Source organism: Bacillus cereus group sp. BfR-BA-01310, from assembly GCF_022664325.1.
In the GTDB taxonomy this organism is placed as follows: domain Bacteria; phylum Bacillota; class Bacilli; order Bacillales; family Bacillaceae_G; genus Bacillus_A; species Bacillus_A paramycoides.
In genome coordinates, this window is record NZ_JAKUHD010000002.1 from 105,879 (window position 1) to 118,882 (window position 13,004).

Consider the following 13,004-nt stretch of genomic DNA (forward strand, 5'->3'; position numbering starts at 1 on the left):
ACCTCACACAAAATTATCTTTTTTTCCTATCCAATAAACTGTTACAGTGTTACAAACAACAATGTATATAAGTAAAATTACAGATCCAAAAAAGATCATTCGTGAACTACCAGATAAAGATATAGCAATTCCTTCATGTTGTAATTTAATTAAAGAAGAATAATTAATATAAAGAAAAGCCGGTGATTTCCCTATCACTAACGCCATCGCTGGGTATCCAAAAGAAAATATAATGAATCCCATACCAAGAAGGGTTGCACTTGTTGTCGATTTACTTATAACCGATAGCATAATTAATATGCTAGCCATCGCTATTAAGGTAAGATAAGCAATTCCATAATAAGAAATACAGTATAAGAAAACGCCAAGCGCATTCATTTTTTCCGTATGATAAAACAAAAGAATGCTCGGTTCATGCTCAAAGAAAATGTAGCCAATACAATAACTACAAATAAAATAGGCACCTATAAATAGCAAACTTACTGCTAATACCGTAATTATTTTCGCAATAAGAACCTCAGAATACGTGTATGACCTTTGGATTATCATCCGAATTTGACCGCTATGATATTCTTGAGCAAACACAAGGACAATCAAAACGAGTAAAACGAGATTACATATACTCATAAGCATTTCAGATAATGCAAGTACTGGGAATGAATTCGCATATGTATAATCAACTGCTATCCTTTCTACCTCTTGATTATGTTTCAAATAATACTTCGCAGCCCCAAGTAACATTACCGGTATCATCAAAAAACAAAGCCATGTTACTTTCTTCGCCCAAAGCCGCTCCCATTCAGAGCGTACTAGCCTCATCATGAACTCATCATCTCCACGAAAATATCCTCTAACTCTTTATTTTCACCTTGCAGCTCTTCTGTCGTTCCACGCCAAATAAGTGATCCTTCCCGAATCATGACCCACGAGTCACACATAAGTTCCAATTCACGAATTAAATGACTAGAAATAAAAAAAGTAATTCCCTTCTCACGCTGTAAGTCGAGTACAATTTTACGAAGTTGTTTAATTCCAACTGGATCTAATCCATTAGACGGTTCATCCAAAATGATAAAATCTGGCTCCCCAAGAAGTGCCTGTGCAATCCCTAAACGCTGTTTCATCCCTAACGAATACGTACCAACTTTATCGTCCGCACGATTTTCTAAACCAACGATTTCTAACACTTGCTGCACTTTTTTTTCAAGAACTTCTCCACCAGTATTTAACGTAATCCTACCTAAATTCCGTAAATTTTTTCGCCCTGACATATAAGGAAAGAAAATTGGAGCTTCTACAATTGCCCCTACATACTGAAGAGCTTCTTTCCTATTTTTTTGTACGCTCTTTCCATTAATGAAAACCTCCCCTTCATTTGGCCGAATCAGTCCCATAATGGTCCGAATAAGTGTCGTCTTTCCTGAACCATTTGGCCCAACAAAACCACAAATTTCATTTTTATAAACCGAAAAAGACATATGACTTAGCAACGTTCTTCCCTTCACCCTCTTCGTCACATCTCTTACTTCTAAAACCGCTTTTTTCATCCTTACCGCCTCCTTACTACAAGAATAGAAGGTAAAAATAAACAATTTATAAACAAATAAAAAGAAGTTACCCCACGGCAACTTCTTTTCCACATACCCCACTTAGTATTTATTAAAATATATCAACGATTTTTCAAATATATCGATCATTTCTCCACTTATATCAACGATTTTTTCATTATATCGACGCTTCGATACAGGATATCGATTTACCGACACTCTTCGACATCCTAAACGCACAACATACCCTATCCCCCAAGTAACTTACTGCCGAACTCTACGATTAAAAAGATAACTAATAGGATCGCGAGTATCTTTAATGCTACATATGCTACTTTAAAAACAGCATAAATAAGCAAGACTATCAAAATAATCGTTAAAATTTCCATATTTACTTCCTCCAAGCTTTGCTCTTCTTATCTCATTTTACTCGCCTCAGACTTTTTATGGAACGGCATAAGATGACATATAAAAAATAGGATACCTTATCCATCGTAAGATACCCTTTCCTTCAACTGCTCGAACCATTCTCGCTCTAGTCGCCAAAAGCCCATTTCACTCTTTTCACTATTCTTCAATTCTTTATCCGCTTCTTTCATATAAATGCAGCAAGCTTCCACATTATTCTCTAAATATTTAAGAATTGCTTGTGTACGGTAATATCCATGTAAATCCAGTCTTGTAATTGCCTTTGCGTGTTCCTTCGCCTCTTGCAGAGAAAGGCTTTCCTTCTGATAAAGTACTCTATATAAAAGATACCAACTATGAAAACTGCCAACGAAATATTTATTTTCTTTCGTTACAGGTAGTTGAACAATTTGTTCTAAATACGGTATCGCTCTTTCCATTCCCTCTTGATCAGATCGAGCAAAAAAGATGAGCATGAGTCCACTCATGATATCTCTTATATCTTTATCCTCTTTTAATTTTTCTTCGCTTATTTCTATTAAACTCTCATCCCAATCTTTCGGCCTTTTGTAGCTTAATAACTCGCCCGATACTTGAATGTTATATAAATGTTGCTTAGCCTTTTCATCATCTTTAATTAAAATGAGAAATTGCATGCCATCGCTTAATAGCGTTCCCTTTACTGGAATTGCTGTGACGACAAAGATTGCAAGGTGTAACACAGAAAAGTATAAAAGCATGTGGTAATAACTCACCATATATATGTAACCTGATACAATGCCGAATACGAAACTCGTTAATGGTCCACTTAAAGTCATCCATGCCCATTTTCTTGAAAGGTTCGGTGTGTATGGAGAAGGCGGCACCAGCATTGCAACGCCTCCAACATACATCCACATTTTATTTTCTCTAATTCGTATTTTTCCCTTTTCTTTTATGACAGTAATGGGGCCTACTGTCATAAATTTAAATTCCAAACCACCTATCAAACCAAATATTACATGCCCTAATTCATGGATAGCTAACACTAACAATGCAATTCCAAAAAACGTCCATATTTCAATGACTTGCTGTACTTTTTCTATTCGAATAAATCCATATAAAACGGAGCAAACAAGGGCAACAAACATTGAAAAGGCAGGTCTTCTTAAAATGTCCAACGTTTTTCTCCCCTTCGCTTTACTCTCCATCTCCATCTTCCCCCTCCACTAATGTAAATATCGCCTCTACCGGCGCCCTAAAAATCCGTGCGATTTTTAGCGATAACACAATAGATGGCGCATAATCTCCGCGCTCAATTAAACTAATGGTTTGCCGTGATGAGCCAATCGCTTTCCCTAAATCCCCTTGTGATAAACGATGCTTTGCTCGAAATTCCCTCACTCGATTTCGAAGCTTCATGTCTTACCTCTTTTTCATTTATCCAATTAAAATTGTAAATAATATCCTTATTTTCTTCAATTATAATTGACAACACAACTTCTATATTATTACATCCATACCCTATATAATGAACATGGAATATTAAACATGCGAGGTGACATATGAATAAAACATCTATCTTTTCTTATATTCTCACTAAACTTACAGCAGCTTGCTTATTATCTTTATTACTTACTAGTCTCACACTCTCCGGCGGTAGCGGGCTAACAAGATATAAATTTTTGACCGGATTACATGAACTACTCTTTACTTTACCTACACTTGTTATTGTTTCTTATGCAATCCTTTGTTCCGTTTTCATTGATAAAGTAAAATTTAAAAATCATAGCACCTTAAAAAAAGTATGTCTTTACATTCTTTGCGGTTATTTATTCTTTCTTCCATTCCTAATTTTTAAAGAAACAAATTTTCTCTTTGTACTTTTTGCAGGATCTATCGGAGCAATTTTTTCTGTTTTTTTCTATCTATGCACACTTATAACGAAAAAATTTATATGGATTGGATATATCATTCCTATTGTTATCTTGATTACACTCATCACTATTAACTTCGTTGATGTCACACAGAAGGAGCAATGGACCGAGAAAAGAACCCAAAACTCTTTCGAAGCATCTTTTCAACATTTCAGTGGTGAACATAAAATCCCAATTGAACTAAAACGGGGTGACATATTAGAATTTACCATTGAATCACCATCTGAAAATCCGAATGCCTACATGGGAGACATAAAAATGTCTAGTGAATTTCAAGAGAAAGAAAACTATTTAGCTTCAAACGGTCCTAATACGTACCAATTCGCGGCAATTAAAACAGGAACTTATTACATTATAGTTAGTGGAAATAAGTTAAAAGGAACGTTGAAAGTAGATTGGAACATAAAATAAAAAGGCAGTGTCCAAAAGCACTGCCTTCCTAAATTCTGACATAGAATGGATTCCATATTAACTTGCGTTTTGTACGAATACTCGTTTTAGCTGTTTGCGGAAACGAACGCCTAGCGTGATTGCTATAATAACAACTACTCCAAAGATGATTTTGCCGATATGCTCTTCCAGTGCTCCGAAAATATCATGTAAGTTACCACCTAGCCAGTAGCCACCGATTAAGAAGAATGATACCCAGAATAAAGCACCGGAATAAATTGTGATTGCAAAGCGCCGGAATGGTAGGTTAATAATTCCTGCGAAGTATCCTGTAAAGTGGCGTACGCCTGGAATGAAGAAGCCGATAAAGATAAGAAAATATCCATACTTATCAAACCACATTCTCGTTAAATCAATTTTTCTTTGTGTTAAAAATACGTATTTCCCATATTTTTGAACGAAAGGCATACCTAATTTATTTCCTAAAAAGTATTGAATTGTCATTCCTACACTTGTCCCAATAAAGGATAGGATAATTAAAATCGGTAAACTTAAATCACCCTTCTGTGCTAAAAATCCCGCATATGCTAATGTTGGCTCTCCCGGAAACGGAAGTGCAATATATTCTAACAGCAAGCCAACAAGTACAACGTAGTACCCGTACTGCTGAAATAATTCATGAACCCATTCCATGTCATCTCTCCTTTCAATCACGTGCAATTTCTTACTATTATTGTATAAAAAAATTGTCGAAATAACTATCACAATAGCTTACATTTTTATTACATTTTTGTAAGGCTAACACTAAAATTTCCTGTTCTCTATTTGCTTATATCCATTATCATTTTAAAACAAGCTAACAACTATCTATCGTACGGAGAAAATCCATTAATATACAATTTTTATCCAGTTTTTAACACTCGAAAATCACCTTATTTTGTTCTCTATAAAAAACCATCACAAACTCATACAAACTTCATATTAGCTTCATATACGTATTGTAAGATTATATCGGAATTTGTTGAAAAATTTAACCAATATATGACTAAACATTAAATTGAATAAATATAAGTCGCTTTTCGAAATTGAAAAAAGGGTGAATAAGAAATGGAAGCTTATAAAGTGCATGATTTTATTAATACAAATGTTGAATCTCATCAAAATGAAACCGTTTTTAATTTACACATATGTGAAACAAATGAGTTTGACGTAAGTTTAACAAAATCTACAACGCTGTCTTTTATCGTTTCAAAAAAGAATATTAAGATCGTCACGAGAAAATGGATCAATTCCAAGCAAGAAAGCATGATTGGCAAAAGTTACATCATTCCAACGAAAGCTTTTCACTATTTCTTACCGATTATTTCTGAAACTGAAGATGAACTAAATATTCAAGTTCAAAGTTTCGGACTACACGGTGAGCTTTTATTAAATGAAAGATTACTTATTGATAAAAACAACAAACACAATACAAAGATTACTGCCTTCTTTGAAGCATTAGATGAAAATATCAATCAAGCATTACGAGGGTTACAAATCCATTGTATGTAAGACTATTACAATAAGAAAAAGGAGAATATAATGAAAAAACTATTATTAAGTGCGCTATTATCATTAGGATTTTTAACTCTTCCATTCACTACTGCAGAGGCAGCTACAACGAAAGATCAGCTTATCGTAAACACGCAGATAAATAAAATGGATTATTATCAAGATGGAAAATTCATAAAAAGTTTCACTGTCGCTACTGGAAAAGCAGCAACACCTACACCTAAAGGTACTTTTCAAATCGTAAATAAAATTAAAAACCGTCCTTATTATACAGGGAAAATTAAAGGTGGCGATCCGCGTAATCCCCTTGGTGACCGTTGGCTCGGATTAAATATGGCAGGAACTTACGGAACAACTTATGCGATTCATGGAACTAACAATAATCAAGCAATTGGAAAAGCAACAACACTTGGTTGTATTCGTATGTATAACAATGATGTACGCTGGTTATTTGAGCGTATTCATGAACAAGCTACTGTCACTGTAAACTAACCTAAGAACAAGATTTACGTGTAGCCAAGAATTTTATGTCTTGGCTTATTTTATTTATTCATTTACAGTAGCAAAACAACTGTATTTACATATATAATGAAAATATATTGTGTTAAACATCATCGGAACATTGATAAACATAGATATTAAAATTATACAGTTATAATATTTTATAAATTTTACAATACATACTATAATAGAATTACTGTAATTCTGAACTATTCAGTGACACTAAACAATTCCCCTTGCTACTTTCATGATTATTTTATAGCGGGGGCTTATTATATGTATAAACAATCTGAGTCATCCGAAAAATGATGAATTCGAATATTGCAGTAAAAAGCGTTATTTAGGAGGTGTTACTATGACGCATATACTGGTGATTGAAGACAACCCAGATATACAAGAACTTATTCGTGAATTTCTAATGGCACAAAACTTTACTGTTGATGTAGTTGGTGCTGGAACAGAAGGCATTCTTCTTTTCCAAAAAAACTCATACGATCTTGTCCTCCTCGATGTAATGTTACCAGATATAGATGGCTATAGTATTTGTAAAATTATGCGAGGACAATCTGATGTACCAATCATTATGTTAACAGGCTTACATAATGAAGAAAGTGAAATTAAAGGATTTGAATTAGGTATTGATGACTATATTACGAAACCGTTCCATTACGCGGTATTTATTAAACGAGTAGAAGCTGTATTAAGAAGGACAACAACGAAGGAAGCTGAAACCGCAACTATACTACAATTCCATGAATTGATGTTAAATTCTACAGCATACGCAGCTTATGTTCATGGTAATCAAATTGAATTAACAACAAAAGAATTTGAAATTATATATACTTTGCTACAAAATCGTGGAAAAGTATTATCAAGAAGTGATTTGTTGAATAAGGTATGGGGCTATGAACATTATGGTGATGTAAGAGTAATAGATACACATATTAAAAACTTAAGAAAAAAATTAGGAATTAATTATATTAAAACGGTGAAAGGCATTGGCTACAAAATCGAAGCGTAGCAAAGACAACATCACCAAAAATATTTTCATCAAAACCTTATTGTTTTGTATCCTTTTATCACTTTGCCTTTATCAAATTATTTATTTTTTAGCCTTAAACTACGATAAAGGGCATTATACGAAAAATCCTGAAACACAAAATGTAGAACATGCGGAGTCAGATAAGAAAAACGATCAAAGTAAAAAGGAACAAAATAAAGCTGTATCAGAGAGTAGCATCTCGAATTTTCAGCCTTCTAGTATAGATATTAAAACACTCTCTACAGCCATCAATCATATTTTGCAGCCTAGCCAAACTGCAAAAGCAAACGCGAAAGAAAATACGCAAAATATTTCGGGGGAAAGTAACAAAACGGATTCACCTACTGGGCTTGAAAAAAACGCCGCTAGCAATAATGTCTTACATACGCAAAATGCAACGAATAAAACAAGTGAATCGCAAGATAATCCAAGTTTAGCAGATGCTCTGCACCAATTAGCTCCGCATATTGGTGCAACAATGCTTGCATTATCTTTACTCGGTTCTTTAGTTTACGCAAAATTAATTGCCAAACCTTTCCAATATATGAGTGATACTTTAAAGGACATTATGAAGCTGGACTTTTCAGATAAACAATCACTTAACAAAAATGCGGATCAAACAGATTTTAATTTGCAAGTAGCCGCTTCACAGGTCCCACATATTGTGAAAAATTTACATGAAACAAATAAAGATTTACGAAATGAACTCAAGAAAGAACAACAATTAGAACAATCTCGGAAAGAATTTATGTCTATGGTGTCCCATGAATTAAAAACACCAATCGCAGCCGTTATGGGACAACTAGATGGCATGATTCACGGAATCGGTGCTTACAAAGATAGAGACAAATACTTAAAGCGATCCTACGAGATGATGCAAGATATTAACGTATTAACGGAAAGAATGTCAGAATTATCCAAAATACAAAACCCTCAATTTAAACCGAATTTAGAAGTTATTTCACTATCTAATATCATTGAGGACGTGATGAAAAAAGTAGATTACTTTATATCTGTAAAGCAATTAAATGTTCAATCTAATATTAAACAAGATGTACAAATTTTAGCTGATCCTCAGTTTATTCAAACTGCTATTTTTAACATTATTTCAAATGCAATTCATTATACAATCGATCATCAGCATGTATATATAAAGCTGTATGAAAAACCAAACGGTTACGCATTAGAAGTGTTAAATACAGGTTCACAAATCGATGAAGACAAACTCGCTCATTTATTTGAGCCTTTCTATCGTGCTAACCCTGGAAACAATGGTTTAGTACAAGGTAGCGGTCTTGGCTTATATATTGTAAAACAAATACTAGATAAACATCAGTTTCCTTATGGAATACAAAACACACCTCAAGGTGTAAAATGCTCGATTGTTTTTCCAAAAGCAATGTAAACTACTATAATTTCATACCCCAAACTCATACTTCGTATGAGTGGCGGAATTTTGTAGAGTGTCTTACTCTGTTTCGTTCGCCCGTTGTCCTTATTTGGATAGCGGGCGTTTTTTATTATTTATAAGGAGGATATTCATGGGAAAATTCAAGTATTCATTACTCGTTTTATTCGGAGCTTGTAGCTACGGCGTACTTTCTACTATTTTTAAGCTCGGTTTTATGGATGGCTTTTCAGCCCATCAGCTATTAGGTGGACAATATGTCTTCGGATGGATCGGACTTCTTCTGCTCGTTCTTTTCTTTTCACGCCATAAAGTAACAAAAAAGCAATTCTTTTCATTACTAACAGTCGGAACAACGATGAGTATGACTGGGATTTTCTATGCTATTTCTGTAGAAGAACTACCAGCCTCTATCGCTGTCGTCTTACTCTTCCAGTTCACATGGATTGGTGTCGTTATCGAAGCTATTGCAAATCGAACATTTCCAAGCCGCGAAAAAGTTATATCTATCATTATTTTATTTACTGGTACATTGTTTGCGGGTGGTGTCTTTGACGGTCTCGGACAAAGTTTTTCCACGAAAGGTATTATCTTTGGATTATTAGCTGCTGTCTCCTTTTCATTCTATGTGTTTGCAAGTGGACGCGTTGCTACAGATGTTCCGCCTTATACGAAAAGCTTTCTTATGACAACAAGTGCTACTCTTATCGTATGCCTATTCTTCCCGCCAACCTTTTTAACAGATGGTGCTTTACAAGCCGGTCTATGGAAATACGCTTTCTTCCTCGGATTATTCGGCGTTGTTGTACCTGTCATTTGTTTTTCTATTGGTGTGCCAAAAGTCGGCACAGGACTCGGTACGATACTAGGAGCAGCTGAATTACCAACAGCTATTATTGCTTCTATTACACTTGTACATGAAGTTGTAACGCTCATGCAGTGGATTGGGATTATTTTCATATTGCTTGGTATTTTTACACCTCAGCTGCTTACGGCTAGGGCAGGAAAAAAACATAGTAGTGTGCATAATGCATAACAAAAGACCTTTCATTTACTTGAAAGGTCTTTTCCTTATATTTCACTTTACCGCTCCATATAACTTCTCTACCTCATGCTCAATTTGTTTTACATCGATTCGCTCAAATAATGGCTGTACATTATCAATTCGGTTTGGCAACGTATTTTGTGGTTCCCAACTTTGTTTAACAATCGACAATGTGTTTCTAACTCTTTCACTGGAAAACGGTAAAAATGGTTCAAGGAGATTTGCAAAATTAGCGATAAGATAAACACAATTATAAATTGTTTCCTCACATGAAACTGGGTCGTCTTCTCTTTGTTTCCAAGGCTGCTTTTCATCAAAATATTTATTTGCAAAGCGTACTGCATCAAATATTGTTTCTAGCGCCACCTTAAATTTAGTTTGTTCAATCGCCTCTCCTACACTTTTATATAATCCTTCAACCTTATCTTTCAGCTCTATATTAATACTCCCCTTTGGTACAATGCCATCATAATACTTTTCAATGAACTTTAACGTGCGATTCACAAAGTTCCCGTATGCACCTAATAATTCACTATTATGACTGTAAATGAATTCACGCCATGAAAAATCAGTATCACGATTTTCTGGTGCATTTACTGTTAAAAAGTAACGAATAGAATCTGGATTATAGCGTTCCAATATATCAGGTACCCATACTGCCCAGTTTTTACTTGTAGATAACTTCCTTTTTTCTACTGTTAAATACTCATTCGAAACGATATGACGAGGGATCGCTTCTTCTCCTGTTCCAAGTAATACCGCCGGCCAAATGATTGAATGAAACGGAATATTATCCTTTCCGTGCACATAATATGTTTTCGCATCTCTATCCCAAAACTCTTGATCATCTTTCCCTGTTTCTTCAGCCCAATGTTTACTCGCTGAATAATATCCTGTCACCGCTTCAATCCATACGTAAATTTTCTTATCCTCATATCCTTCCACTGGAATTGGTACCCCGATTGGTAAATCACGTGATACTGCCCTGTCTTGTAAGCCTTCCTTTAAATATCTCTCTGTTAATTGAATTGCATTGTCGCGCCATGTTCCTTTCTGCTTTGCAATTTCTACAGCCGCTTTAATTTGCTGCTGGAACTTATGCAATGCAAAATAGAAATGCTCGGTTTCCTGTACTGATGGCGTACTACCGCATAACTTACATTTCTTTTCTAACAAATCGAGTGGATCTAAAATAGCGGAACAAGCATCGCATTGATCCCCCCTCGCCCCTTCATGACAATGCGGACAAATACCTTCCACATAACGATCAGGTAGAAATTGCGTACACGTTTCACAATAAGCTTGTTCGACTATTTTTTTATAAATATGACCTTCTTCTAATAGTCGCAAAAAAACTTTTTGAACAGTTTCATGATGATGTTCACTATCTGTACGCGTATAGCAATCATACGTAAAACCAAGATTATGAAAACATCGCTCGAATTCTTCATGATATTGATCAGCTATTTTCTTTACTGTAACCCCTTCTTGTTTTGCTCTAATTGCAATCGGTGTTCCATTACAATCACTTCCTGAAACATACAACACACTCTCACCTTTAGCCCGGTAATAACGAGCTAAAATATCTCCTGGCAATAAAGCTGCAATATGCCCAAGATGTAACGAACCATTTGCATACGGCCAAGCGCCTCCAATAAAAATACTCATCTTACATTCCTCCTTAAAAATATAAAAAGCCCCGCCCCTATCTTAAAAAAGATAAGGGCGGGGCTGTATAAACAGTCGCGGTACCACCTTATTTCGTCAGTCATTCACATAACTAACCTTAACAAGTACGGAGCTATATGCTCTTATACTGTGGTTTTGATAACGAGTACCAACTCTCGTCGCCGCCTACTATTATCATTTGATAAGTTCAGGACGAAGCTCAAAGGCCATTGTTCAAATGAATATTCTTGCTTCTTCTCAGCTACCGAAGCTCTCTGGAAAGAATGGTTTCATTCTACTTTTCCTTTTCAATGCTTTTATGTATAACACGTATTTTACGACTAAAGAACAGAAAAATCAAACTTTTATTCAAAAAGAACAGGAAATCTCATTCTCCCACCGAATAAGTATACGTTCACAAAAGGAGTGATAAGCTTGAATCAAAAGCAACTAAGTACTATTAATGAAAAAAGCTGGAATGCAGCTGCCTATGAAGCTTGGACAAATCGCCACGGTGCGCCGGCAGAATATGCAAAAAAGCTCATGCAAGATCCTGTTCATGAAGTAGCTTATTATTTACCTTACATACACTCTCCAAAAGGGAAACGTATTATTAATTTACTCGGATCAAAAGGAAATAAAGCAGTTGCTCTTGCCCTTTTAGGGGCGGATGTAACAGTTGTAGATATTTCAGCAAGCAATGAAAAATATGCAACTGAATTAGCAAAAGCTGCTGGAGTCTCTATTCAGTATATCGTTTCCGACGTACTAGATTTAAATCTATCCCAATCATTTGATATCGTATTACTGGAACTTGGCGTACTTCATTACTTTTTAGACTTAAAGCCACTCTTTCATATAATCTCTAACTTACTAAAACAAGATGGGACATTTATACTGCGTGACTATCATCCTGTTTATACAAAATTATTAGGAGTAGATCATCCAGCATTTCGAGCAAATGGAAATTATTTTGGTGAGGAACTTATTGAAGATGACGTAGCTTATAGTACTCTCCTTACGGAATCACAGAAAAAGGCTTTACCGAGAACAAAGATTAGGCGCTGGACACTTGGAGAAATTATTACGGCAATGGCAGAAACAAATTTCAAAGTTGAAAAGCTAATTGAAGAACATGGACCTCATCAAAGATGGGTCTTCCCTCCTACTGCACCCGAAGGAATTGAAGAACGTATACCAGGTCTATATACATTAATTGCGACAACATGCAAAAAAGGATCCCTTCACGGATAGGATCTTTTTTTTGCATGCTTACGCATATAAGTTGAGGTTGGAGATTACCATAATTCTGTAGAATAGGACACAAGATATTTCAACATTCGTCTCTGACTTACGTCGTCAAAAAGGGGTATGACCAACATAACGAAGAGTAACGTTTCAGTTGATAGTGATAATCGTTATCAACTAATTAGAAGTATACATGATGTTATCTCGAATTACAATAGTATTTCTTATTTTTATTTAAGAATTTTTGATATATAAATGTATACATTTTAAGAACATTTAC

14 protein-coding genes and 1 other annotated feature are annotated in these 13,004 nt (G+C 35.0%); of the genes, 7 read left to right on the plus strand and 7 right to left on the minus strand.

Translation table 11 applies throughout. The annotated features are described in order from the left end of the window. Positions 1 to 3: 3 nt before the first annotated feature. The 5 genes from MR109_RS05650 to MR109_RS05670 all read right to left on the minus strand — a co-directional run bounded on the left by MR109_RS05650 (position 4) and on the right by MR109_RS05670 (position 3,356). The gene (locus tag MR109_RS05650) at positions 4 to 822 is read right to left on the minus strand and encodes an ABC-2 transporter permease (protein ID WP_048375413.1); all 819 of its coding nucleotides are present in this window, start codon (positions 820 to 822) and stop codon (positions 4 to 6) included. Next, positions 819 to 1,547 carry an ABC transporter ATP-binding protein gene (locus MR109_RS05655; RefSeq protein ID WP_048375415.1) on the minus strand — a complete coding sequence of 243 codons (729 nt, stop codon included), beginning with the start codon at positions 1,545 to 1,547 and terminating at the stop codon, positions 819 to 821. The genes MR109_RS05650 and MR109_RS05655 overlap by 4 nt, the downstream gene beginning before the upstream one ends. Positions 1,548 to 1,795: 248 nt before the next feature. After that, positions 1,796 to 1,936 carry a DUF3985 family protein gene (locus tag MR109_RS05660; protein WP_000404783.1) on the minus strand — a complete coding sequence of 47 codons (141 nt, stop codon included), beginning with the start codon at positions 1,934 to 1,936 and terminating at the stop codon, positions 1,796 to 1,798. 96 nt (positions 1,937 to 2,032) lie between these two features. Next, a complete protein-coding gene (locus tag MR109_RS05665) occupies positions 2,033 to 3,115 on the minus strand; it encodes a M50 family metallopeptidase (RefSeq protein ID WP_242271669.1) in 1,083 nt (360 codons plus the stop codon). 19 nt (positions 3,116 to 3,134) lie between these two features. Next, a complete protein-coding gene (locus tag MR109_RS05670) occupies positions 3,135 to 3,356 on the minus strand; it encodes a helix-turn-helix transcriptional regulator (protein ID WP_242271265.1) in 222 nt (73 codons plus the stop codon). 143 nt (positions 3,357 to 3,499) lie between these two features. On the opposite strand from MR109_RS05670, the gene MR109_RS05675 reads away from it, so the two are divergent. Next, positions 3,500 to 4,282, plus strand: a complete 783-nt coding sequence (locus MR109_RS05675; protein WP_242271266.1) for a hypothetical protein — start codon at positions 3,500 to 3,502, stop codon at positions 4,280 to 4,282. Between the two features lie 57 nt (positions 4,283 to 4,339). On the opposite strand, the gene MR109_RS05680 is transcribed toward MR109_RS05675, so the two are convergent. Then, on the minus strand, positions 4,340 to 4,954 hold the full coding sequence (locus MR109_RS05680; protein ID WP_048375423.1) for a DedA family protein: 615 nt from the start codon (positions 4,952 to 4,954) through the stop codon (positions 4,340 to 4,342). 414 nt (positions 4,955 to 5,368) lie between these two features. Between MR109_RS05680 and MR109_RS05685 the strand changes: the two genes are divergently transcribed. From MR109_RS05685 to MR109_RS05705, 5 genes are all read left to right on the plus strand, one after another. Beyond that, a complete protein-coding gene (locus MR109_RS05685; RefSeq protein WP_071717754.1) occupies positions 5,369 to 5,812 on the plus strand; it encodes a DUF3978 family protein in 444 nt (147 codons plus the stop codon). Between the two features lie 30 nt (positions 5,813 to 5,842). Further along, positions 5,843 to 6,304: a L,D-transpeptidase gene (locus MR109_RS05690; RefSeq protein ID WP_071717755.1), complete on the plus strand. Its 462-nt coding sequence runs from the start codon at positions 5,843 to 5,845 to the stop codon at positions 6,302 to 6,304. A gap of 364 nt (positions 6,305 to 6,668) precedes the next feature. Beyond that, positions 6,669 to 7,334 carry a response regulator transcription factor gene (locus tag MR109_RS05695; RefSeq protein WP_002174104.1) on the plus strand — a complete coding sequence of 222 codons (666 nt, stop codon included), beginning with the start codon at positions 6,669 to 6,671 and terminating at the stop codon, positions 7,332 to 7,334. Continuing rightward, positions 7,312 to 8,760: a sensor histidine kinase gene (locus MR109_RS05700; RefSeq protein WP_242271267.1), complete on the plus strand. Its 1,449-nt coding sequence runs from the start codon at positions 7,312 to 7,314 to the stop codon at positions 8,758 to 8,760. Before MR109_RS05695 ends, MR109_RS05700 begins: the two co-directional genes overlap by 23 nt. A gap of 136 nt (positions 8,761 to 8,896) precedes the next feature. Then, positions 8,897 to 9,799: an EamA family transporter gene (locus tag MR109_RS05705; protein ID WP_242271268.1), complete on the plus strand. Its 903-nt coding sequence runs from the start codon at positions 8,897 to 8,899 to the stop codon at positions 9,797 to 9,799. A 42-nt stretch (positions 9,800 to 9,841) separates the two neighbouring features. Here MR109_RS05705 and metG read toward each other — a convergent pair whose 3' ends face one another. Further along, positions 9,842 to 11,476, minus strand: coding sequence for a methionine--tRNA ligase (metG, locus tag MR109_RS05710; RefSeq protein WP_242271269.1), 1,635 nt, complete (start codon positions 11,474 to 11,476; stop codon positions 9,842 to 9,844). 50 nt (positions 11,477 to 11,526) lie between these two features. Continuing rightward, positions 11,527 to 11,797 (minus strand) — a binding site (T-box leader). A gap of 114 nt (positions 11,798 to 11,911) precedes the next feature. Here metG and MR109_RS05715 point away from each other — a divergent pair. Then, positions 11,912 to 12,730: a class I SAM-dependent methyltransferase gene (locus MR109_RS05715; protein WP_242271270.1), complete on the plus strand. Its 819-nt coding sequence runs from the start codon at positions 11,912 to 11,914 to the stop codon at positions 12,728 to 12,730. Positions 12,731 to 13,004 lie beyond the last annotated feature (274 nt).